Consider the following 20896-nt stretch of genomic DNA (forward strand, 5'->3'; position numbering starts at 1 on the left):
GGTGCAGCTTCTCCTCCTTCATCTCGACGATGCTTTGGAGTTGCAGCCGGACTTCGTGCGCGCCTGCACGCTTGCAGGCGCGTGCCACCATGCCGACAAGCGGGGCGGCAGCGCAATCAGATTATGGGGCAGGCAGAAGATGCTGTCCGAACTCGGCCGGGATATCTCCCGGGCGCTGCCCTCTCGAGGCCGGGGACCGCAGCTTGCCTTCATGGGCTCGGGCGATTTCCATCATGTGACCGCTCTGCTTCTCGATATGGCCCTCGAACGGCGGCCGGTTTCGACCACTCTCGTTCATTTCGACAATCACCCGGACTGGGTGAATTTCGAGGGCGGCATGCATTGCGGCTCGTGGATCAACAGCGCCCTGTCGAACCCGAGGATAGACAAGGTCGTCACCGTCGGCGTCTGCAGCAGCGATCTGCGCAACCCCGAACGCAAGGGAGCCAATCTGCGGTGGCTGAGGGAAGGCAAGCTGGAGCTTTTCCCTTACGAGCATCCGCCAAGCCGCGTCTCTGCCGAATATGGCAGCGGCGCCAGCTACCGGCAGGACGGGCGCGCCCTGTACTGGAATTCCATCTCCGAGATCGGCGAAGAGAATTTCATCGACCTGATCCTCAGCCGCATCGGCACCGAGGCGGTCTATTTCACGATCGACAAGGACGTGCTTGCCGCCGATGACGCCGTGACCAACTGGGATCAGGGTCGCATGCGCCTGCCCTATCTGATGGCACTGATCAGCGAGATCGGCAGCCGCCATCGCGTCGTCGGCGCCGACGTCATCGGCGATTATTCGGTGCCGAGTTACGCGGGCGGCCTCAAGACCCGGCTGCTGAAGCAGGCGGAAATCTTCATCGATCAGCCGCGGCTGCGGCAGGCGGCGGATGCCGTGCGCAACATCAACAGCGCCGCAAATCACGCGTTGCTGGAAGTCCTGGCGGAATCGATGGAATGACCGGCGGCCTCACCTTGCCGATGTTCGGCCTGATCCTGTTCTGCGTGGTCGCCGAAACCGCCCGCGAGGTCTGCTTCAAGCAGGCGGCCAGCGACAGCGCCATTCTGGCAACCCTGGCCAAGCCTCTGACCTGGCTCGGCATCGCCTTCTGGGCGATCGAATTGCTTGCCTGGACGGCCGTGCTCACCCGCGTGCCGCTGACCATCGCCTTTCCTCTGATGGCGCTCAGCTATGTCGGAACCGTCGTCGCCGGTGCCGCCGTCTTCAAGGAAAATATCAACCTTCGCCACGCGGCGGGCGTGTTTCTCATTACCGCCGGCGTGGCCTGCGTGGGAGCAACCGGACTATGAAAATCTTTGCTCATACCAGATGGGATGTCGCCCCCGTGCTTGCGGCCTTTGCGCATCTTGTCTTTGACGTCTACCTGATCGTCGGCTTTGAAAGCCGGCCGCTCTGGGTCTCCGCGATCCTGGGTTGCCTTTATGCCGTATCGATATCCTGGAACATCAACAGCATCTCGCACAATTTCATCCACACGCCCTATTTCAAGCCACGCTGGATGAATTACGGCTTCAGCCTGCTGGAATCGGTGGCGATCGGTTTTTCTCAGACCTATTACCACTGGGTGCACATGCGCCATCATTCCGGCAACAGCGACCGGCCAGATGAGAACGGCGGTACGATCGATCTCCTGTCGATCTATCGCTATGGCCGCAACGGCGAGCCGGAGAATGTCTGGTCCTACACGCTGAAAAGCTTCTTCCGTGACAGTCTCGGCGATATTCACAAGGCCATCGCCAAGAACCGTCCTTTCGACGCCGCGTGGGGCCGTTTCGAACTGCTTGCCTTCCTCGGCCTTGCGGCGATAGCGCTGATCTACGATTGGAAAGCCGTGCTGTTCTTCGTGCCGTTTTACTACGCCGGCAACTGCCTGTCGTCGCTCAACGGCTATTACGAGCACCTGCATGGCGATCCGGACGAACCGATTGCGTGGGGCGTGAGCAGCCACAAGTCGTTCTACAACTGGCTTTGGTTCGGCAATGGCTATCATGCCGAACATCATTACCGGCCGCGCACCCACTGGACGAGGCTTGCGGCACTGCACGAACAGATCAGGGAAGACCAGGAAAAGGCAGGCACGCATGTGATCAGCACCTGCCATGCCCTGGGCTTCATGGCTCCGGAAAACCGCGAGATGGAGCTTCGGCATGAGGTCTGAGCAGTTGAGCTTCTTCCTGCCGGGAACGAACGGCAAAGGTGTGCTGCTGATCCACGGCTTGACTGGCGCCCCGGCCGAAATGAAGCTCGTGGCGCGCCGACTCAACCGGCGCGGCTACAGCGTTTACGCGCCGTTGCTGGCCGGTCATGGCGAAGACATCAGGACGCTGCGCCGCACGCGGTGGGAAGACTGGTTGGCAAGCGTTGTGCGCGGATCCGAATTCCTGGCAGAGCGCACGCAAGCGGTTTTTGCCGCCGGCATCTGCGTCGGCGGCAAGCTGTCATTGCTGGCCGCCAAGCACCGGCCGGACCTGATCAAGGCTGTCGCTATCTACTCGCCCTGCTTCCACTACGACGGCTGGGATGTTCCGCGACATTATACGATGCTGTCGCCGCATATCGGCTGGCTGTCGCGGGTGCCCTTTCTCGACCGGCTCAATTTCAGAGAAAATCAGTCGCTCGGCATCAAGGATGATCGCAGGCGCCGCCTGGTCGAGGACATGGCGGGCGAAGGCATGCTCGACAAATTTCCCGGCCGCGGCATCGTCGAGATGTATCGATTGGGCAAGGCGCTTCGCGGAACCCTGCCTGAGATTCAGACGCCAACGCTGATCCTCCACGCCGAAGAGGACGATCTCAGCAACCCCCGGCATGCGCTTTATATATCCGATCACATCGGCGGGCCGCATGAACTCAAGTGGATCAAGGACAGCTACCACATGATCCATCTCGACCAGCATCGACAGGTCGCGGAATTCACGGCCAATTTTTTTGAGGCAGGCCATGCTGAAACTCGCTTATAGACAATTTCCCGCAGAAGACGGCGAGCCGGTCGCACAGGTCTACGACACGATCCGCGCCATCGGCCGCGAAGCGTGGAATGCCTGTTACCGCGGCCAGGTCGAAGATTATGATTGCCTGCTTGCGATCGAAGACGCCGGCATCGGCGAATTCGATTGGCGCTACATTACGATCGCCGAGAACGGAAGGATCAGCGCCGCCATGCCGGTGTTTCTGTGCCCCTATCCGCTGGACACGACACTAGAAGAGGGTTTAGCGCGCCGGCTGATCCGCCGCGTGCGACAACACGTTTCAGGCTTCCTGGTGCTGCGGCTTGCCTGCCTTGGCTCGCCGTGCACCGAAAACGGCGTCATAGGCTTTCATGCCGAGGTGCCGGAGGACCGTCGTGAGGCGCTGTTCGGCGAACTGCTCGACGCCTTCGAAAGGCTTGCGGCTCGGGAAGGCTGCGCGCTGATGGGGATCAAGGATGTTCCCGCGCCGGTCGCCCTGGAATTCGGCGCCGTGCTTTCGGAGCGGCGCTATGCCCCAATCTGCGGCCTGCCATCCGCCTGGCTCGATATCGATTTTCGGACGATCGACGAATACATGGCCCGGCTGTCTGCGGGCACGCGCAAGGACATGCGGCGCAAGATCAAGTCCTTCGACGCCGTCAGGGTCGAATTCAGAACGGATGTGGGTGACGTGCTGCCGCGGATCATGGCGCTCTACCACGATACGCGCAATCGCAGCGAATGGCAGTTCGAAGAGCTGACGCCCGCTTATTTCGAGGGGATACTGACCCATATGCGCGGCCGTTCGTTCTGCGTCCTCTATCTTGTCGAGGACGAGCTGCTGGCTGCCAATCTCATCGTTCATGATGATCGCGTCGCGATCGACAAGTTCTTCTGCATGGATGGCGAACAGGGACGGCCGTACAATCTCTATTTCCTGAGCTGGTTCACCAATCTGCGTTACTGCCTCGATAGTGGTCTCAGCCGTTACCAGAGCGGCCAGGCATATTATGAAAACAAGGTGCGGCTTGGCAGCCAGCTGGCGGCCAACACCATGTTTTTCCGCCACCGAAATCCTGTGCTGCAGACATTGCTGCGGCTGGTCTCTCCGCTTTTTTCCGCGGAGCAGGCCAAGTGATGACGTCGATGCGCCTGACATGGCTCGCCGTGCCTGTCCTCAACACGCTGTTTCAGATTTTCATGAAGCTCGGCGCGATGCAGTTGAACCGTGCCGAGGGGGGGACCTTGCTGCACGACGCGCTTGCCTCGCACTGGATCCTGGCAGCCCTCGTCGTCGAGGTCGTCTGCTTCTTCGTCTGGATGACGGTGCTCGCCGAACTCGACCTCAGCCGGGCCTTCCCGCTCTCGGGTATCAGCTATGTCCTAATCATTGCAAGCGGCTGGTTGATATTCGGCGAGCCGATCGTCGCACTCCAGATCGTCGGCAGCGGCCTGATCCTTGCCGGCGTCTGGCTGATCGCCGGCGCATCGGAGGCGACGCACGCGGTCGATGAGCCTGGCAGCGTGCACGCCCTGCGCCGCGCGCATCCTGGCGAGGATCGGTGATGGCGCAAGCACAAGGCTTCATCCTCCATAGGATCGGTGCTGCGGCCGCGGCTTTCACCAACTGGATCATGGCGCGGGCGCTTTCGCTCATCGTCACGCACGGCTCCCTCGACGTTACCATGTCCAATGGCCGCCTGCTCTCCTTTGGTGACGCATCCGGTGAGCGGGTGCATGTGCGCTTTGCCGATCTCGCTGCGCAATGGGCCTTCCTGATCGATGCCGATATGCGGCTCGGCGAACTCTACATGGACCGCCGCTTTCTCGTCGAACATGGTTCACTTTTCGACTTCCTGGCGATGATGCTGCGTGAGGCCCAGAACGCCAAGCATCCGCTCATCGCCCGGCTGATCGATCATGCGCGCACCTGGCTACGCATCTTCCGCCATCGCAATCTGCCGGCCCGCTCCAAGGCCAATGTCGCCCACCACTACGATCTGGATGGCCGGCTCTACGAACTCTTCCTCGATCGGGACCGGCAATATTCCTGCGCCTATTTCGACAGCCCCGACCAGTCGCTCGATGCGGCGCAGCGCGCCAAGAAGCGGCATCTCGCCGCGAAATTGCGGCTTGAGCCCGGCAAGAGCGTGCTCGATATTGGTTGCGGCTGGGGTGGGCTGGCCCTGCATATGGCAAGGCATGTGCCGCGCGGGCATGTGCTCGGCATCACCCTGTCGGAAGAGCAGCATGACTACGCCCAGAAGCGGCTTGCCGAACACGAGCGGATGGAGGCGGATATCCGGTTTGCCCTTCAGGACTATCGCAGCTTGAGCGGACGGTTCGACCGGATCGTGTCGGTCGGCATGTTCGAGCATGTCGGCCTGGCATCCTATCGCGCCTTTTTCGACACATGTGCGGATCTGCTGGAAGATGACGGCATTATGGTTTTGCACACGATCGGCTGCTCTGCGACACCCGGGTTCACCACGCCTTGGCTCGACAGATATATATTCCCCGGCGGCTACATTCCCGCGCTGTCGGAGATCCTTCCCGAAATTGAAAAAGCCGGTCTTCAGGTTACCGATATCGAGGTCCTGCGCCTGCACTATGCCTGGACGCTGGCACATTGGCGAAAGCGCTTCCTGGCGCGCTGGCAAGAGGCTGCCGCACTTTACGACGAACGCTTCTGCCGCATGTGGGAATTCTACCTTGCATGCGCCGAAGCCGCATTCCGCTACGAGGATCTGGTGGTTTTTCAGATCCAGTTAAGCAAGCGCAACGACGTCATTCCCGTGACGCGGGACTATATCGGCCAGCATGAGAAAGCGGCAGCGCAAAGCTCAAAAGCCTATCTGGAAGGAGCGATTGAGCGTGATACCGATGACGTTCTGATCGGCTGAGCCAAGTCTTGAGGTTATCGGGCTGTCGGCCGCATCGCCTACCAGGCGGCTATATTTGTCGTAGGCCTGCACGCTCCAGGCCGATGAGAGCGTATAGGTGGCGGCCACCGTGAATCCGATGGATTTGAGACCGCCATTCGCGTCAAACGCCTCGACGCGACCACTGTTGGCGGCTTCCTCTGCGGAAACCGCGAAATTGTTGCGTATATAGGTGCGGTTTGCCAGAGACAGGCGCGGACCGGCAGACAGCAGCCAGCGATCGCCGACGGGCTGGAACCAATCGAGATAAAGATCTGCAAGCGCACCGTCGCCGCCCCACAACGCTTGACGTGTTTCCGCCCGAACACGCAGGCGATCCTCTATCGGCCAGTACTGCGCAAAGACGCCGGCGTCCAGATTCCACTGGACCGAATGCAAACCCTGCAGTTCGGATTCGTCGAATGCCGATCGTCCACCTCTCAGGCCGACGACGGGGCCGATTTCGACGCCGCCGATATCGAAGAGCCCGTAGTCGATATTATCATCCGGCGCGCTGTATTCAGGCGCCTCGCCAAGTCGGCGAAAATCGAAAGACGGCATGCCGCTGAAGGAAAGATGCTTCGATCCTTCATAGGAGGGACCGTATTCCACGGATCCGCCAAGCGTTATGATCCACTGATTATCGGAGGATTTTGCATTCTGGCTCAAGGCCGAATGAGAGCCCAGGAATATCAGCGGCAACGATAGCGCCGCCGCGCGGAATAATGCCGTATCCGATGAGACCATATACGCCCTGCTCCGCACCTCGAACGTCAGCGAACGATCCCACTTTCGCAGGCGGCGCCGTTGCAGTCTTTTAAAACAATTTCCTATTCTAGCCAACTGCCTTGGGGCATGCAGACAGGGCAATCGGGTGAATTAACAGGTGACAATGGGCTGAAAAGCTGAATCTGTCGGCATCCTCTAATTGGTGGGAGGATGAAGTCGATGGACGATGTGGCTTGCGATCTCGATGCCGTCGCCGAGACGGTTGTTTTTCTGAGCTATTTCGATGACCTGCATGATGGCCGGCAAATCGCGAAGGTGAAATACCCGCTCGCGGAAGTGTTGCTGCTGTGTCTGTTGGCGGTGATCGCCGGGGCGGAAACCATCACCGATATCGCCCGCTTCGGCGACAAGAAGCTCGCACTGTTGCGCCGGTTCCGCCCGTTTCGCGAGGGCACGCCGGCCCATGATCATCTGGGCGATATCCTCACCACCCTGGATGCCGAGCATTTTCAACGCTGTTTCGTGGCTTGGGTCGCCTCTCTGATTGGCGTTCCGGAAGGCGTCGTCGCCATCGATGGCAAGACCGTTCGCCGCTCGAAGGGGGTAGACAAGGACGCCATCCACATGGTGTCGGCCTTTGCCGCCCTCCAGCGTCTGGTGATGGGTCAGGTCAAGGTGGCGGACAAGGCCCAACGAGATCGTCGCCATCCCCAAGCTGCTGGACATGCTGGCCATTGAGGGCGCCGTCGTGACCATCGACGCCATGGGCTGCCAACGGGCCATCGCCCAGAAGGTCGTGGACCAGAAGGCCGACTACATTTTCGCCCTCAAAGGCAATCAGGGTACCCTGCGCGATGATGTCGAACTCTTTGCCACAGAACAAAAATCCAAGTCTTTCCAAGACACGACCGTCAGCCGCCATCGCACGGTCGATTGCGATCACGGACGCATCGAAACGAGGGACATCACCGTCATCCACGACGTCGAGTGGCTTCAAAAGGATCATCGGTGGCCCGCCCTGAACAGCGTCGTCATGGTTGAGAGCATCCGCGAAACCGGCAACAAGAGCGAGCGCGAGACTCGCTTCTACATTACCTCGCTGGTGCTCGTCGCCAGCCTGATCGGCCCCCTTGTATCTGCACGTTAGAGATTTTGGGTTCTGTCGCAAATTTTTAGCAAGGTCGCAGAACCAGCTGACGCTGGACACACCTACGCAGCGAGTGAAGCGAATTGCTGAAATGGCGATTGGCCACTGGGTGAAAATTGGCCCTTGCGGATCATGTGCGCCACTTCGATACCATCCAGTGTCGCTGACGCAGACTGAAAGGATTTGAAGCCTTTCATCGGGCCGGTCAGCTTCTTGATGAACCGGTGGTCCTGCTCAATCATGTTGTTGAGGTATTTGACCTGCAGGATCTCGATCAGCCAGAACCATCCCTGCAACAGCAGTAGCCAGTTGATGTTTTGCAATCCTGCCAGGTTGGCACCGCTCTTATCGATGACGACCTTTTCAGGCCAGCCATTGTTCTTGATCGTGCGGGCGAAGAAAGCGCTGGCCGCAGCCTCATCGCGATGCTCAGACAGCATGAAATCAAGGGTTCTGCCGAATTTATCGACAGCCCGATAGAAATAGGTCCACTTGCCTTTGACCTGAATATAGGTCTCGTCCATCCGCCAGGAGCTGCTGGTTGCGGATTTCCGGCGACGAGCCCGGCAGGCGAGAAGCGGCGAATACTTCACCACCCATCTGTTCAGCGTCGCGTGGTCAACGGTAACGCCGCGCTCGGCCAAGATCTCTTCCAGATCACGATAGGAGACTGCATATCGGACGTAGAAAAATACCGCGTATAGAATAACCTCTTTCGGGTAATGGCTGCCTTTGAAATCGACCATGATCTGGAACTCAACCTGCCTGCTCATCTTCAACCCAGATCTATGGCATCACCAACCTGGCGGCAAATGTGCTGAGAAATTTGCGACAGAACCAGTCGCCCCACCGATCGTCGATACCGGTCTTGGCGGCGACAAGCGCAGCGAGGGGACGGCTAACAATATGATGGTCACTCCCGAAGCGTTCGCAACCGAAGCGCTGGCCCAACTGGAGGCTGGCAATGACGAGGTTCTTGTCGGGGTTTCTGTTCAGACGCGCAAATTGGGTGAAGCCATGTTCGAGCGCATGAACAGCCGCTCCTGATACATGATGCGGATTGTCGCGATCAATCGCGGCAATGCCGAGTGCACATGCCTTTCGGGTCGATATCGCATTCGGATAGAAGGCAGCACGCGCACGTCGGGGAGGTGATGAGTGTGACTATTCTGGCAGTCGGAGCGGCCGGCGACCTGGCGGGGCTCGTGATCCCCGCGCTCGTCGATCGCGGTGCACTGGTTCGCGGCCTGGTTCGCAAACCGGAGCAGGTTCAAACCGCAAAAGATCGCGGCGCTCATGAGGTGGCCGCAGGGATCTCTCTAACCCAAAAAGCCTTGATGCGGCTTTGCAAGGCGTGAGCGGTGTCTTCTACATCGGCCCTGTGTTCGAGCCGAATGAAGTCCAATTTGGACTAAACATGATCGCGGCGGCTCAGCGCGCTGGCGTGCGCAAGTTCGTGTTCTCGTCGGTGATCCACCCGATCCTTAGCCTGCCCAACCATGCGGCTAAGACGCCGGTCGAGAACGAACTGATCAACTCGGATCTCGATTACACGATACTTCCCATGCGTGTAGTTTCAGAACTACGCGCCCCTTCATGGGAACGGATCGTCGAGACCAGTTGCCTGGCTGAGCCGTGGTCAGCCGAGACCCGTTTCAGCCGCGTGGATTACCGGGACGTCGCGGAGGTTGCCGCCATCGCGCTCACCGAAGATCGCCTGGCCTATGGAACTTTTCGAGCTGTGTGCGCCTGATATCATGAACCGCAACGATGTGGCGGCGCTCATTGGTCAAGTTATGAGAAGGAAGATCAGGGGCAACGGTCGATCGGGCAAAGAATTCCACCCCGAAACTGAACCGGCTCAGTTCCGGATGGAAATCAACCGAACGACCTGAGCCGGTAACGCGGCAATAGTTCGCGCTTCATGTTCAGGTCGTCGACGAGGCCGTCTCCTGCAGATGGCGCCTGCGCCAGGCAGCGGGCGCCTCGCCGGTACGCTTGCGGAAGAAGCGAGTGAAATAGGCCGGATCCTCGACACCGATTTCGCGCCCAATGTCTTCCACCGATCGGACGGTGAACATCAGAAGACGCTTCGCCTCCAGCAGCCGCCGCTCCAGCAGCAACTCCTTGACGGACAATCCGAAGACTTCGCGGGCCGCCTTGTCGAGCAGATGTGGCGTGGTCGCAAGCTCATTCACGTAGGCCCTGACAGGCCAATCCTCCTTGTAGTGAAGGTCGATGACACGGCGTAGCGCAAGACCGAGTGAGACCGTCGTCGAGGTGGACGGCAACGCCACGCGACCGCCGATGCGGCCCATCAGTGACAGCACGACGCCGATCAGACCACACAGCACCTTCTCGTCTTCCGTACCGCGATCACGATAATCTTCGGCAATCATGTCGAGGAGTGTGCCGAGCTTCGACCATACCGGGTCCGACGGCTGGCCGGCCAGGAAGGTCGGCACGTCGAGATTGAGCGCGACCTGCGGCACGATCGCCTTCAGCATGTCGTCCGAGATCGACACGACAATCGCGTCGGACTGTTCGTCGACATCGAAACCATGCACCACGTTGCTCGGCACGAAGCTCACGGCGGGAGCGGAAAAATTCCAAGTCTCCTCTTCGATCCGATAGGCTCCGCCACCTTGAAACCAGTAAGTGATCTGCCCCATCAGCGGATGTTTGTGCGGCGAAACATGTCCGAAATGCAGGGTTTTTCGCTCCATCACTGTTTCGACATGCAGGAATCCCACATCGAGCGAGCGGCTCGGCTCGCCATAGACGAAAAAAATCGGAACGTCGCTTCGTGTCGCCATGCCGGAAAAAGTACCAGCGAATTCCCTTCTTTGTCCATGGTCTATCCGCGGCTCCCGTTTTAGCTTCTGACAATATTCCAAGGGAGGAACCTGAGATGCGAGCTGAAGACCACCGCGGCGACAAGACCCGTCCGTTTACCGGCGCCGAATATCTCGCCAGCCTGCGCGACGGTCGCGAGGTCTATATCAACGGCGAGCGCATCGCCGACGTCACCAGCCATCCGTCGATGCGTAATTCCGCGCGTTCGATCGCGCGGATGTATGATGCGCTGCATAACGAAAAGACCAAAGACCGGCTGACATCGCCGACCGATACCGGCAATGGCGGCTATACCCACAAATATTTCCGGGTGGCGAAATCTTCAGCTGAGCTCGTCGCCCAGCAGGGCGCCATCGCCGATTGGGCTCGCATGTCCTATGGCTGGATGGGCCGCACCGCCGATTACAAGGCGGCGCTGATGAACACGCTCGGTGCCAATGCCGACTGGTATGGGCCGTTCAAGGACAATGCACTCGCCTGGCACAAACGCGCGCAGGAAGCAGCGCTGTTCATGAACCACGCGATCGTCAATCCGCCGATCGACCGGCACAAGCAGGCCGATGCCGTCAAGGATGTCTTCGTCCACATCACCAAGGAAACCGATGCCGGCATCTACGTGTCCGGCGCCAAGGTGGTCGCCACGTCCTCGGCGCTGACGCATTACAACTTTCTCGCCCAAAGCTCGGCGACGGTGACGGAAGACCCCTCGCTCTCGGTCATGTTCATCGTTCCGATGAATGCGCCCGGGATCAAGATGTTCTGCCGCGTCTCCTACGAGCAGACCGCCAACACGATCGGCCAGCCCTTCGACTATCCCTTGTCCTCCCGCTTTGACGAGAACGATGCAATCCTGGTGCTCGACAACGTCTTCGTCCCCTGGGAGGACGTGCTGGTCCTGCGCGATGCGGCCAAGATCCTGTCCTTCCATCCGGCCTCCGGCTTCATGCACGGCTATTGCTTCCAAGGCTGCACGCGCTTTGCCGTCAAGCTTGACTTTATGGCGGGGCTGCTTGCAAAGGCACTGCGGGCCACCGGCGGTGATGCCTTCCGCGGCAATCAGGCGGCGCTCGGCGAGGTCATTGCGCTGCGCCACATGTTCTGGTCCTTTTCCAACGCCATGGCCCACAATCCGCAACCATGGGCGAACGGCGCCGTGCTGCCCAACATGGAAGCGGCGCTTTCCTACCGCACCTTCATGTCGGAGGCCTATCCGCGCGTCATCGAGACGGTGCGCAAGGTCGTAGCCTCGGGGCTGATCTATCTCCCCTCCTCCACCAAGGATTTCGGCAATCCCGAGATCGACCGCTATCTCGCCCAATATGTGCGCGGTTCCAACGACATGGGCCATATCGAGCGCATCAAGATCATGAAACTGCTTTGGGATGCGACCGGCACCGAATTCGGTGGGCGTCACGCGCTCTACGAACTTAACTATGCCGGCGCGCCTGAGGAAGTTCGGCTGCAGGTGCTGAAGGGCGCCGAGCGCGGCGGACGGCTGAAGGAGATGGAAGCGCTCGTCGACCAATGCATGAGCGACTACGACGAAAATGGCTGGACCAGCGACACCTGGCTGCCGCCGCTCGATGCAGCGTCTCCCGTGCGTAACGCGGCCGAATGAGGCGACGACCATGGAGGAGCAAGTCTCGAAAACCGAGTTCCGCAATGCGATGGCCAGGGTCTGCGCCCCGGTCAACGTCATCACCACCAACGGACCCGCCGGGCGCGGCGGGTTCACCGCCACCGCCATGTGCAGCGTCACCGACGAACCGCCGACACTGCTCGTTTGCATGAACGGTCGCTCAGCCCAATGCGGCGTCTTTCTCGAAAACCACCGCTTTTGCGTCAACGTACTCGCAGATGATCACCAGGAGCTGGCCGGCTATTTCGCCGGCCGCCAGGCGGATATGGCGGCCCGGTATGCCGCGGCGGAATGGGTCGATATGCCATCGGGAACCCAGGCACTGGCCGGCGCCATGGTCTCCTTCGACTGCCGGCTCGCCGAGGCGCGCCTGGTCGGCACGCACCATATCTTCATCGGCCAGGTCATTGGCATTCGCTCGCGGGCGGATGGCAATGCACTGCTTTACTTCGACCGCAACTATATCAACGTGCCGACGCAGGTGGGCAGTTTCGGTGGCTAGTGCATCGGGCCGATGCCTGGCGTCAAAGTGGTACAGCGCCTGAAAAAACTCCTGCGCTGTACCACCTATCGCAGCGTGACGTTCGATGTCGAGGGAGCGCTGAATTCCCAGCCGCGAATCTGCACCGGGCCGTCATCACGGAGCGCGATCTCCGGCGGTTTGTCGATCAGATAGGGGGACGCCGAAGTGATCTACTGCCGGGCAAACCAGCGCCCTGCACAAAAGTGATGGCCGAAGCCGAAGGCCGCGTGACTTCCCTCGTACGGTGAATGTCGAAGCGTCCCGGATCCGTGAACCGCTCTCGCAATACGAGGCCGAGGCGAGCACGGCGGCGACCGGTTGATTGGCGGGATCGTCACGCCACCGATTTCGACGGCCTGTGTCGTCTGTCGCGTCTGCGTAGCGATCGGCGTGATCCAGCGCAAGGCTTCGTCGACGGAGCGCGGAAGAAGCGCATCGAGATCGCCCTTCACTTCCGCGAACTGATCCGGGTTCTGCAAAGGGCCTGCCATGATCGAACCCGCTCCGTGGCCAGGCTCCTGCATGCCGCCGAGCTGCACGATTTTGAGTGTCGGCAGCACGAATTCTATGGTGCGAGTCTGGTCCTCGGGCATGCGGTCATGCAGCATAAGCGACAAGGCGGAATCGTCCGGCTCTTCGATGAGCTTCTGCATCACGGGCGTCACGGTGATTTCGGTGCTGACTGCTGGCCGAAATTCCTGTTTTAGAGCTGGATCCACGCGGTTTTCAGATCGACATATTTGTCCAGCGCATGCAACGATTTGTCATGACCATTGCCCGATTGCTTGACGCCGCCGAGCGGAACGCTGTTGTCTGACCCGCCATAGGTATTGACATGCACGACGCCGGCGCGGATTCCGCGCACCATCCGGTGGGCGCGCGACAGGTTCGACGTCCAGACGGCGGAGGCCAGGCCGTATTCCGTGGCGTTGGCGATCTGCAGGGCTTGCGCCTCCGTCTCGAACGGAATGACCGACAGGATCGGCCCGAAGACCTCCTCACGGGCAAGCGCCATCGATGGCGTCACGTCGAAGACCGCCGGCCGCATGTAATAGCCGCCCGTCTCCTCCAGGATGCGGGCGCCGCCGGTGCGCAGCAGAGCGCCCTCCGACACGGCCTGGGCGACATGGCCGAGGTCTTTCTGCAACTGGATCTCGCTTGAGATAGCGCCCGCTTCGGTGGAAAGCTGCAGCGGGTCTCCGACCCTCATGGAGGCGGCAATGCCGGCGACCTTTTCCGAAAATTCCTCGTGGATCGATTTTTCCACAAGCAGGCGGGAGCCCGCGACGCAGACCTGGCCGGAATTGCGGAAGATGCCGTAGGCCGACACCGTGGCCGCCTGATCGAGATCCGGCGCATCGGCAAAGACTATGTTCGGAGATTTGCCCCCGAGTTCGAGATAAACGCGCTTCAGGTTGGAGTGCGCCGAATATTCCAGCAGCCGGCGCCCGACCGGGCCTGAACCGGTAAAGGCCAGCACATCGATATCCATGTGCAGCCCGAGTGCTTCGCCGCTGACGGCGCCGCGCCCGGTGACGACGTTGAGCACGCCATCCGGCAATCCCGCCTCTGCGCAAAGTTCGGCGAGCCGCAACAGCGTCAGCGACGCGCCCTCGGCCGGCTTCAGGACCACGGAATTGCCGGCCACTAGTGCCGGTGCAATTTTCCAGGCGCCGATCATCATCGGGAAATTCCACGGCACGATGGCGGCGACGACGCCCACCGGCACGCGGTGAACGAGACCGAGAATATTGTCGACCGTCGGAGCGATCTCGCCATAGACCTTGTCGATCGCCTCGGCATAGTAGCGGAAGGTGCCGGCGGCACTGCCCGGCTCGGCCTTCAGCGCCATGGAGATTTCCGTGCCGTTGTCGCGCACGCCGAGCACGGCGAGTTCGAGCGCGCTCTTCTCGATCAATTCGGCAATCTTCAGCAGCACTTTCTTGCGCTCAGCAGGTGCTGCCTTCGACCAACTGCCCTTTTCGAAGGCACGCCGCGCTGCCTTGACGGCGAGATCGACATCGTCGGCGCCGGCATCGGCGATCGTCGTCAACCGGGTTCCGTCGATCGGCGAGATGACATCCATCGCAGCACCGCTGACAGGCGGTCGCCATGCGCCGCCGATGAACAGCGACCGAGGTGCAATGTCGAGCATCCGGAGTTGATTGATCTTGTCCTGCATCTCAATCCTCGCAAAATTAAAGCATGTCGCGCAAAACTGTGCAGCGATTTTGCGCGCGTTAGATCGGCGGGCGATGCGCCCCGCCCGCCAATCTAACCAGTTTCATCAGGCTTCCTGGCCCGCGCCGAGACGTCCGAAGCTCACTGAATCCGCCGATCTCAACCGCGCGGCAGCCATGAAGCCGATGATCGCTGCGATCAGCACGAGACCCGGAAGGAAGACGGCCAGAACGCCGCTCGCTCCGGCAATGCTGCCGAAATAGATGGTGATATAGACCACCAGCGCCATCAGGATTACGCCTGTCACAACCGGGAGCACCTTGGTCACCAGCATATTGTTTTCGAGACCTGGATTGCGGCCGAAGAAGGCAACGATCGCAAATGCGGTAAACGCCATCAGCAGGATGATTGCCAGCGTGCCGACATTGGTGAGCCAGGAAAACAGCGCCAGCACCGGATCCTGCCCGGTGAAGGCAAAGAGAGCGACGACGACAGCCGCAATGACTGTCTGGATCACTGAGCCGACATGCGGGCTCTGGAATACCGGATGGGTGACGCCGACAGACTTCGGCAGCAAGCCTTCGCGGCCGGCGACATACATGTAGCGGGCAACGCCGTTGTGGAAGGCAAGCACGCCGGCAAACAGGCTGGTGACAAACAGGATGTTCATGACCACGACAATCCAGTGGCCGACATAGCGCTCGGCGAGGCCGAACAGGAACGTCGTCGGATCGGCAAGGCCCTGCAGTTCGGGAACAAGCTTGTCGGCGCCGCTGCCGGCCACCATCAGCCAGGAGGTCAGCATGTAGAAGAGGCCGATGATCAGCACGGAAATATAGGTCGCACGCGGCACGGTCTTGTGCGGCTCGCGGGCTTCCTCGCTGTAGATAGTGGTGGCTTCGAAGCCGATGAAGGCGGCAAAGCAGAAAAGGATGCCGATTGCCGGCGTGCCGCTCATGAACGCAGCTGGCGTGAAGGGGGTGGCCGAAAGGCCGCTGTCGCCGCCCTTCAAGAAGATCGCCGCATCGATGACCAGGACGACCAGATATTCGAGAATGACGAGAACGGTCAGAACTTTGGCCGAGAGATCGACACGGCGATAGCCGAAGACGGCCACGATCGCGATACCGATAAAGGTCCAGACCCACCAGGGCAATTGCAGGCCGAGGCCGGCGAAGAGGCCCGAGGTTGCTGCGCCGAACAGGCCGAAGACGCCGATCTGCATCGCATTATAGGCCAGGATGGCGATCAACGCCGCTGCTCCTCCCATCATGCCGCCCAGACCTTGGGCCGTGTAGGCATAGAATGCGCCGGCATTGCGGATGTGCCGGGCCATGGCGACGTAGCCGACGGCAAAGAGCAGCAGGATCAGCGTGACCAGCAGAAAAGTGAGCGGAATGCCCGGTCCATTGCCAAGCATCATCGACAGCGGCACGCCGCCGGCAACCGCCGTCAGAGGGGCTGCGGCCGAAACCACCAGGAAGGTCACGGCACCGACGCCGAGGCTGTTCTTGCGCAGCTGGTTCTCAGCCGTGCCTTGCGAGTTTTGCGTATTCATCTGCCTTCGTTCCCCTTGTTAAGAACATCCGATAATCCCTGCGATTGCGCGCAGGCGACCTCCACCAGAACCGGACTGACAAACGGGCGCTTATGCTTTTGTTGATTTTACCGCCGTCAGCGCTTATGGTTCATTATTTGAACCGCAGCTTCAAATATAGACTTGCAAACAATCCCTGCGTCTGTCAAGTTATTTCGCATGTTAAGTATCTTGGGTCGCCGCCATCGTGCCGCGGCGCAGGGTCTGCGGCCTGATTTGACCGATGGCGCCGAGCCGACGCGGGGAAACCTGGGCATGACCCGACCCAAGAGGAGGAACGATGAGCACGATCGGAAAGGCGCTTTCATTGCTGGATACGCTGTCGCGACTGGATAAGGAGGCGGGTCTGACGGACATCGCCCGCCTGTGCGCGCTCGACAAGGCGACGACCCGCCGCTTTCTGGTGGAATTGGAAAAACACGGTTTCGTCGAGCAGGATCCCGATACCCGCCGCTATCGGATCGGATCGGCGCCGGTTCGTCTCGCACGCATTCGCGAGGCCCGCTATCCGTTCCTGCGCGTTGCCATTCCCTTCATCAAGGCGCTCGCCGAAACATCGATGGAAACGGTGCATTTCTCCGAGTTCTCCGGTGGCCAGCTTTCGACCATCCACGTGGAGGATTCGCCGCGGGCTCACCGCGTCATCGTCGAAGTCGGCATCCCCCTGCCCTTTCACGCCACCGCATCCGGCCTGGCCTTCCTCGCCTTCTGCCCGCCGACGGAGATCGACGAAGCGCTTGAAAAGCCACTCGAAAAGTTCACAGACCACACCGTCGTCGATCCCGCACGGGTGCGCGATCTGCTCCAGGAGACGGCTGCGCGAGGCTTTTCCATCAGCCATCAAGGTCTCGAAGCCGGTGTCGTCAGCACGGCTGCGCCGATCCGCGCACCCGGCGGTCATCCGGTCGGCTGCGTCGCCATCGCCGCCCCGCTGGCCCGCATCACAAAGGCGGCGATCGACGAATTCGGGGCTCAGGCCATCACGGCCGCCGATGCGATTTCAGAAAAATACTACGGATCGGAAAGGCCCATGGGAACCAGTGTAAAAATCAGGAGGACGGATCGATGAGCCCTGTGGCTCCTTCGCCAAGAATACTCGTCATCGGAACCGGTGACACCAAATGCGACGAACTGCAATTCATGGCGTCCGTCATAGAAGAAGCCGGCGGCCGACCGGTCATGGTCGATGTCAGTGTTCTCGGCGACCCGCCCTACCTACCCGATTATTCCAAACATGACATCGCGCAAGCCGCCGCGACCTCGATTGCGGCGATCACCGAAAGCGGTAACGAAAACAGTGCCATGGCCGCCATGGCGAAGGGGGCGACTGCACTTGTCCGTAAGCTCTACGATCAAGGATTGGTGGACGGCATCATCGTGCTCGGCGGCTCCATGGGCACGGATCTGGCGCTTGACGTCGCAGCCGTCCTGCCGCTCGGCGTGCCGAAATTCGTGGTTTCGACCATCGCCTACTCCCATCTGATCCCGCCCGAGCGCATCGCGCCCGATCTGATGATGATCCTCTGGGCCGGCGGCCTCTACGGCCTCAACGGTATCTGCCGCTCAGTCCTGTCACAGGCCTGCGGCGCCGTTGTCGGGGCCGCCAAGCACGGAAGCAAGCCCGACTGCGAACGCCCGCTCATCGGCATGACTTCGCTCGGCTCCTCCTGCCTGAAATACATGAAGCATCTGAGGCCCGAGTTGGAAAAGCGCGGCTACGACGTCGCCGTGTTCCATTCCACCGGCATGGGCGGGCGCGCCTTCGAAGCCATTGCCTCCCAGCGCGGCTTTGCCGCCGTCTTCGATTTCTGCATCCAGGAGGTCAGCAACCATCATTACGGCACGGTGGTCACCTCGGGACCGGACAGGCTTGAAAATGCCGGCCGCGCCGGCATCCCTCAGATCGTCGCTCCGGGAGCCATCGATATGGTCGATCTGCAGGCCTGGCAGCCCCTGCCCGACATCTTTACTGACCGTCCGTATCACGCTCACAACCGGCTGATCGGATCGGTGACGACATCGCCCGAGGGACGGCGGGAAGTCGCCCGGCTGATCGGGCGAAAGCTCGAGCGCGCCGATGCGAAGGTCGCCTTCCTGCTGCCGACCGAAGGGCTGCAGGAATGGGACAAAGCCGACGAGCCGCTGCATGATCCGGAAGGGCTGACCGCCTTCCTCGACGAGATGCGCCGGGCCCTCCCAGCCTCCGTCGCCCTTCACGAGGTCGATGCCCATATCAATGCGCCGTCCTTCTCGGCCGCCGCGCTCGCCATTTTCGACAATTGGGTCGCCGAAGGCGTGATCCCGAAAGGACGGCCATGACTGCAAACCGCGCCCTCATCCTCGACTTCGGCGGCGTGGTCACCCGCACCCTGTTCGAGACGCATGACATCACAGAACGCACGCTCGGGCTTGCGAAAGGCTCGCTCGGCTGGCTCGGGCCTTTCGACACCACAACCGATCCGCTGTGGGTGGCGATGCAGAACCGCGAGATCACCGAGCGCGATTACTGGCTGAGTCGCACCAGTGAAGTCGGCGCCCTGCTCGGCGAAACCTGGACGGATATGCGGACTTTCGTGCGCCGGGCCCGTGGCGCCGAGCCCGAACTCGTGCTGCGTCCGGAAGCCCGCGACGCCATCCTGCGCGTCAAGGACGCAGGGCTGAAGCTTGCGATCCTGTCGAACGAGCTCGATCTTTTCTACGGCGTCGAGTTCCGCAAGCGCTTCCCGCTGATCGAACTCTTCGACGTCATCGTCGATGCCACCTACACCAAGATCCTGAAACCCGATCCGCGCGCTTACGAACAGGTGCTTTCCGAGCTCGGCCTGCCGCGCGAAGCCTGCGTTTTCGTGGACGACCAGAAGAAGAACATCGAAGGCGCTGAAGCCGTCGGATTGCCGCATGTGCATTTCGACGTCACCCGGCCTGCCGAAAGCTATGCCCGCGCACTTGCGATGCTGGGGCTCTGAACCGAAGGGAATAGAGATGCGTGAAACCAATTTCATAGCCGAAAACAATGCCCGTCACATGTGGCACCCGATGGCCCACCCGGCCGAAATGCAAGCGCATCCGCCGCGCATCATCAGCGCCGGCGAGGGCGTGGAGATCGTCGATATCCAGGGCAAGAAGGTGCTGGATGCGGTCGGCGGCCTCTGGAACGTCAATCTCGGCTATTCCTGCGAACCGGTGAAGAAGGCGATCCGCGACCAGCTCGACGAGCTGCCCTACTATTCGACGTTCCGCGGCACGACGAATTCGCCGCTGATCGAACTGTCCTACGAGCTTGCCGAATGGTTCCGGGAAGACGGGCTCAACCGCTCCTTCTTCACGTCGGGCGGCTCGGATTCGGTCGAAACCTGCCTCCGGCTCGCGCGGCAATATCACAAGATCAACGGCCAGCCCGAGCGCACCAAATTCGTTGCGCTGAAGAAGGGATATCACGGCACCCATTTCGGCGGGGCATCCGTCAACGGCAACCAGAATTTCCGCCGCAACTACGAGCCGCTGCTGCCGGGCGTCTTTCACCTGCCCGCACCCTTTGCCTATCGCAATCCGTTCGGTATGAGCGACGCCGCAGAGATCGCGGCGGCCATCGGCCGGCTGTTCGAAGACGAGATCGCCTTCCAGGGGGCGGACACCATCGCCGCCCTGATCGTCGAACCGGTGCTCGGCGCCGGCGGCGTCATCGTCCCGCATGAGACATTCCTGCCGCTGATGCGCGAGATCTGTGACCGCCACGGCATTCTGCTGATCGCCGACGAAGTCATCACCGCCTTCGGTCGTGCCGGCGCCTGGACGGGATCGCGCCTTTGGGGCGTCAAACCCGATCTCATGTCCACCGCCAAGGCGATCACCAACGGCTACTTCCCCTTCGGCGCCGTCATGATCGCCGACAACGTCGCCGAAGTTTTCGAAAGCAACAAGAACGGGGTCGGCACGATCGGCCACGGCTATACCTATTCCGGCCATCCGGTCGGCGCCGCCGCCGCACTTGCGACGCTGAAGGAGACCAAGCGGCTGGATGTCGCCGCCAATGCCGCCGCCCGCGGCGACGAACTGCTGGCCGGCCTGAAAAAACTGCAGGAGAAGCACGAGCTGATCGGCGACGTGCGCGGCAAGGGCCTGATGTGCGCGCTCGAACTCGTCAGCGATCGAGGCAAGAAGAGCGCGGCGTCGAAGGATGTCCTGCAAAAGGTGCAGGATGCTGCCTATGATGCCGGCGCCCTCGTCCGCACCTCGGGAGCCAATGTCATCATGTCGCCGCCGCTCGTCATCACGGCCGGGGACGTGCAGACGATATTGACGGCGCTTGACGCCGGTCTCACCGCCGCGGGAGCCTGAT

At 60.9% G+C, this 20896-nt stretch carries 24 protein-coding genes; 18 read left to right on the plus strand and 6 right to left on the minus strand.

Annotated features, from left to right (window positions below; all coding sequences use genetic code 11):
• The first annotated feature begins 1 nt into the window (after position 1).
• Genes HJB82_RS25090 through HJB82_RS25120 form a run of 7 tightly spaced genes read left to right on the plus strand, consistent with a single transcriptional unit; the run spans position 2 to position 5867 of the window.
• Positions 2 to 955 carry an arginase gene (locus HJB82_RS25090; RefSeq protein ID WP_221117891.1) on the plus strand — a complete coding sequence of 318 codons (954 nt, stop codon included), beginning with the start codon at positions 2 to 4 and terminating at the stop codon, positions 953 to 955.
• Positions 952 to 1305 carry an EamA family transporter gene (locus HJB82_RS25095; RefSeq protein ID WP_221117892.1) on the plus strand — a complete coding sequence of 118 codons (354 nt, stop codon included), beginning with the start codon at positions 952 to 954 and terminating at the stop codon, positions 1303 to 1305. The genes HJB82_RS25090 and HJB82_RS25095 overlap by 4 nt, the downstream gene beginning before the upstream one ends.
• Positions 1302 to 2174, plus strand: a complete 873-nt coding sequence (locus HJB82_RS25100; protein ID WP_221117893.1) for a fatty acid desaturase — start codon at positions 1302 to 1304, stop codon at positions 2172 to 2174. Before HJB82_RS25095 ends, HJB82_RS25100 begins: the two co-directional genes overlap by 4 nt.
• Positions 2164 to 2976: a carboxylesterase gene (locus HJB82_RS25105; RefSeq protein ID WP_221117894.1), complete on the plus strand. Its 813-nt coding sequence runs from the start codon at positions 2164 to 2166 to the stop codon at positions 2974 to 2976. Before HJB82_RS25100 ends, HJB82_RS25105 begins: the two co-directional genes overlap by 11 nt.
• Entirely contained in the window at positions 2957 to 4102 is a 1146-nt protein-coding gene (locus HJB82_RS25110; RefSeq protein WP_221117895.1) for a GNAT family N-acetyltransferase, read from the plus strand. The genes HJB82_RS25105 and HJB82_RS25110 overlap by 20 nt, the downstream gene beginning before the upstream one ends.
• Positions 4102 to 4530 (plus strand): EamA family transporter, encoded by a 429-nt coding sequence (locus HJB82_RS25115; RefSeq protein ID WP_221117896.1) that lies wholly within the window; start codon positions 4102 to 4104, stop codon positions 4528 to 4530. The genes HJB82_RS25110 and HJB82_RS25115 overlap by 1 nt, the downstream gene beginning before the upstream one ends.
• Positions 4530 to 5867 (plus strand): cyclopropane-fatty-acyl-phospholipid synthase family protein, encoded by a 1338-nt coding sequence (locus tag HJB82_RS25120; RefSeq protein WP_221117897.1) that lies wholly within the window; start codon positions 4530 to 4532, stop codon positions 5865 to 5867. The genes HJB82_RS25115 and HJB82_RS25120 overlap by 1 nt, the downstream gene beginning before the upstream one ends.
• Here the strand turns inward: HJB82_RS25120 and HJB82_RS25125 are convergent.
• Positions 5808 to 6632: a MipA/OmpV family protein gene (locus HJB82_RS25125; protein WP_221117898.1), complete on the minus strand. Its 825-nt coding sequence runs from the start codon at positions 6630 to 6632 to the stop codon at positions 5808 to 5810. The two genes, HJB82_RS25120 and HJB82_RS25125, sit on opposite strands and share 60 nt — an antisense overlap.
• Before the next feature lie 201 nt (positions 6633 to 6833).
• On the opposite strand from HJB82_RS25125, the gene HJB82_RS25130 reads away from it, so the two are divergent.
• On the plus strand, positions 6834 to 7352 hold the full coding sequence (locus tag HJB82_RS25130; RefSeq protein WP_221141832.1) for an ISAs1 family transposase: 519 nt from the start codon (positions 6834 to 6836) through the stop codon (positions 7350 to 7352).
• A complete protein-coding gene (locus HJB82_RS25135) occupies positions 7339 to 7761 on the plus strand; it encodes an ISAs1 family transposase (protein ID WP_221117901.1) in 423 nt (140 codons plus the stop codon). Before HJB82_RS25130 ends, HJB82_RS25135 begins: the two co-directional genes overlap by 14 nt.
• Positions 7762 to 7823: 62 nt before the next feature.
• Here HJB82_RS25135 and HJB82_RS25140 read toward each other — a convergent pair whose 3' ends face one another.
• The gene (locus HJB82_RS25140) at positions 7824 to 8507 is read right to left on the minus strand and encodes an IS6 family transposase (protein WP_221141833.1); all 684 of its coding nucleotides are present in this window, start codon (positions 8505 to 8507) and stop codon (positions 7824 to 7826) included.
• On the opposite strand from HJB82_RS25140, the gene HJB82_RS25145 reads away from it, so the two are divergent.
• The 3 genes from HJB82_RS25145 (at position 8506) to HJB82_RS25155 (ending at position 9514) form a co-directional block, all read left to right on the plus strand.
• Positions 8506 to 8808 carry a hypothetical protein gene (locus HJB82_RS25145; protein ID WP_259674005.1) on the plus strand — a complete coding sequence of 101 codons (303 nt, stop codon included), beginning with the start codon at positions 8506 to 8508 and terminating at the stop codon, positions 8806 to 8808. The genes HJB82_RS25140 and HJB82_RS25145 overlap by 2 nt on opposite strands.
• A 107-nt stretch (positions 8809 to 8915) precedes the next feature.
• Complete coding sequence (locus HJB82_RS25150; RefSeq protein ID WP_207584446.1) at positions 8916 to 9119, plus strand: NmrA family NAD(P)-binding protein; 204 nt, start codon at positions 8916 to 8918, stop codon at positions 9117 to 9119.
• Positions 9116 to 9514 (plus strand): NmrA family NAD(P)-binding protein, encoded by a 399-nt coding sequence (locus HJB82_RS25155; protein WP_221166554.1) that lies wholly within the window; start codon positions 9116 to 9118, stop codon positions 9512 to 9514. The genes HJB82_RS25150 and HJB82_RS25155 overlap by 4 nt, the downstream gene beginning before the upstream one ends.
• A gap of 175 nt (positions 9515 to 9689) precedes the next feature.
• Here the strand turns inward: HJB82_RS25155 and HJB82_RS25160 are convergent, their stop codons facing one another.
• Positions 9690 to 10577: a helix-turn-helix domain-containing protein gene (locus HJB82_RS25160; protein ID WP_207584444.1), complete on the minus strand. Its 888-nt coding sequence runs from the start codon at positions 10575 to 10577 to the stop codon at positions 9690 to 9692.
• Between the two features lie 95 nt (positions 10578 to 10672).
• On the opposite strand from HJB82_RS25160, the gene HJB82_RS25165 reads away from it, so the two are divergent.
• A complete protein-coding gene (locus HJB82_RS25165) occupies positions 10673 to 12235 on the plus strand; it encodes a 4-hydroxyphenylacetate 3-hydroxylase N-terminal domain-containing protein (protein ID WP_207584443.1) in 1563 nt (520 codons plus the stop codon).
• 10 nt (positions 12236 to 12245) lie between these two features.
• Positions 12246 to 12758, plus strand: coding sequence for a flavin reductase (locus HJB82_RS25170; protein ID WP_207584442.1), 513 nt, complete (start codon positions 12246 to 12248; stop codon positions 12756 to 12758).
• Between the two features lie 191 nt (positions 12759 to 12949).
• Here the strand turns inward: HJB82_RS25170 and HJB82_RS25175 are convergent, their stop codons facing one another.
• From HJB82_RS25175 to HJB82_RS25185, 3 genes are all read right to left on the minus strand, one after another.
• A complete protein-coding gene (locus HJB82_RS25175) occupies positions 12950 to 13444 on the minus strand; it encodes a cytochrome P450 (protein WP_221131291.1) in 495 nt (164 codons plus the stop codon).
• A gap of 38 nt (positions 13445 to 13482) precedes the next feature.
• Positions 13483 to 14961 carry an aldehyde dehydrogenase gene (locus HJB82_RS25180; RefSeq protein ID WP_221141835.1) on the minus strand — a complete coding sequence of 493 codons (1479 nt, stop codon included), beginning with the start codon at positions 14959 to 14961 and terminating at the stop codon, positions 13483 to 13485.
• Between the two features lie 105 nt (positions 14962 to 15066).
• On the minus strand, positions 15067 to 16518 hold the full coding sequence (locus HJB82_RS25185) for an APC family permease (RefSeq protein ID WP_221117654.1): 1452 nt from the start codon (positions 16516 to 16518) through the stop codon (positions 15067 to 15069).
• Between the two features lie 319 nt (positions 16519 to 16837).
• On the opposite strand from HJB82_RS25185, the gene HJB82_RS25190 reads away from it, so the two are divergent.
• From HJB82_RS25190 to HJB82_RS25205, 4 genes are read left to right on the plus strand one after another with little or no spacing between them, the layout of a single operon-like run.
• A complete protein-coding gene (locus HJB82_RS25190; RefSeq protein ID WP_221117653.1) occupies positions 16838 to 17626 on the plus strand; it encodes an IclR family transcriptional regulator in 789 nt (262 codons plus the stop codon).
• A complete protein-coding gene (locus tag HJB82_RS25195) occupies positions 17623 to 18876 on the plus strand; it encodes a Tm-1-like ATP-binding domain-containing protein (RefSeq protein ID WP_221131293.1) in 1254 nt (417 codons plus the stop codon). Before HJB82_RS25190 ends, HJB82_RS25195 begins: the two co-directional genes overlap by 4 nt.
• Entirely contained in the window at positions 18873 to 19523 is a 651-nt protein-coding gene (locus HJB82_RS25200) for an HAD family hydrolase (RefSeq protein WP_221131294.1), read from the plus strand. The genes HJB82_RS25195 and HJB82_RS25200 overlap by 4 nt, the downstream gene beginning before the upstream one ends.
• Positions 19524 to 19539: 16 nt before the next feature.
• Positions 19540 to 20895, plus strand: coding sequence for an aspartate aminotransferase family protein (locus HJB82_RS25205; RefSeq protein WP_221131295.1), 1356 nt, complete (start codon positions 19540 to 19542; stop codon positions 20893 to 20895).
• Position 20896: the final 1 nt, after the last annotated feature.

It is taken from the genome of Rhizobium sp. NZLR10 (genome assembly GCF_019685125.1).
Classification (GTDB): Bacteria; Pseudomonadota; Alphaproteobacteria; order Rhizobiales; family Rhizobiaceae; genus Rhizobium.

Bases quoted from the DNA above. Each gene is read 5' to 3' on its own strand.
- HJB82_RS25120 (WP_221117897.1), top strand. From the start codon at position 4,530: ATGGCGCAAGCACAAGGCTTCATCCTCCATAGGATCGGTGCTGCGGCC.
- HJB82_RS25160 (WP_207584444.1), bottom strand. From the start codon at position 10,577: ATGGCGACACGAAGCGACGTTCCGATTTTTTTCGTCTATGGCGAGCCG.
- HJB82_RS25150 (WP_207584446.1), top strand. From the start codon at position 8,916: ATGAGTGTGACTATTCTGGCAGTCGGAGCGGCCGGCGACCTGGCGGGG.
- HJB82_RS25105 (WP_221117894.1), top strand. From the start codon at position 2,164: ATGAGGTCTGAGCAGTTGAGCTTCTTCCTGCCGGGAACGAACGGCAAA.
- HJB82_RS25100 (WP_221117893.1), top strand. From the start codon at position 1,302: ATGAAAATCTTTGCTCATACCAGATGGGATGTCGCCCCCGTGCTTGCG.
- HJB82_RS25125 (WP_221117898.1), bottom strand. From the start codon at position 6,632: ATGGTCTCATCGGATACGGCATTATTCCGCGCGGCGGCGCTATCGTTG.
- HJB82_RS25200 (WP_221131294.1), top strand. From the start codon at position 18,873: ATGACTGCAAACCGCGCCCTCATCCTCGACTTCGGCGGCGTGGTCACC.
- HJB82_RS25165 (WP_207584443.1), top strand. From the start codon at position 10,673: ATGCGAGCTGAAGACCACCGCGGCGACAAGACCCGTCCGTTTACCGGC.
- HJB82_RS25095 (WP_221117892.1), top strand. From the start codon at position 952: ATGACCGGCGGCCTCACCTTGCCGATGTTCGGCCTGATCCTGTTCTGC.
- HJB82_RS25170 (WP_207584442.1), top strand. From the start codon at position 12,246: ATGGAGGAGCAAGTCTCGAAAACCGAGTTCCGCAATGCGATGGCCAGG.
- HJB82_RS25190 (WP_221117653.1), top strand. From the start codon at position 16,838: ATGAGCACGATCGGAAAGGCGCTTTCATTGCTGGATACGCTGTCGCGA.
- HJB82_RS25195 (WP_221131293.1), top strand. From the start codon at position 17,623: ATGAGCCCTGTGGCTCCTTCGCCAAGAATACTCGTCATCGGAACCGGT.
- HJB82_RS25130 (WP_221141832.1), top strand. From the start codon at position 6,834: ATGGACGATGTGGCTTGCGATCTCGATGCCGTCGCCGAGACGGTTGTT.
- HJB82_RS25115 (WP_221117896.1), top strand. From the start codon at position 4,102: ATGACGTCGATGCGCCTGACATGGCTCGCCGTGCCTGTCCTCAACACG.
- HJB82_RS25140 (WP_221141833.1), bottom strand. From the start codon at position 8,507: ATGGTCGATTTCAAAGGCAGCCATTACCCGAAAGAGGTTATTCTATAC.
- HJB82_RS25145 (WP_259674005.1), top strand. From the start codon at position 8,506: ATGATCTGGAACTCAACCTGCCTGCTCATCTTCAACCCAGATCTATGG.
- HJB82_RS25185 (WP_221117654.1), bottom strand. From the start codon at position 16,518: ATGAATACGCAAAACTCGCAAGGCACGGCTGAGAACCAGCTGCGCAAG.
- HJB82_RS25180 (WP_221141835.1), bottom strand. From the start codon at position 14,961: ATGCAGGACAAGATCAATCAACTCCGGATGCTCGACATTGCACCTCGG.
- HJB82_RS25205 (WP_221131295.1), top strand. From the start codon at position 19,540: ATGCGTGAAACCAATTTCATAGCCGAAAACAATGCCCGTCACATGTGG.
- HJB82_RS25110 (WP_221117895.1), top strand. From the start codon at position 2,957: ATGCTGAAACTCGCTTATAGACAATTTCCCGCAGAAGACGGCGAGCCG.
- HJB82_RS25135 (WP_221117901.1), top strand. From the start codon at position 7,339: ATGCTGGCCATTGAGGGCGCCGTCGTGACCATCGACGCCATGGGCTGC.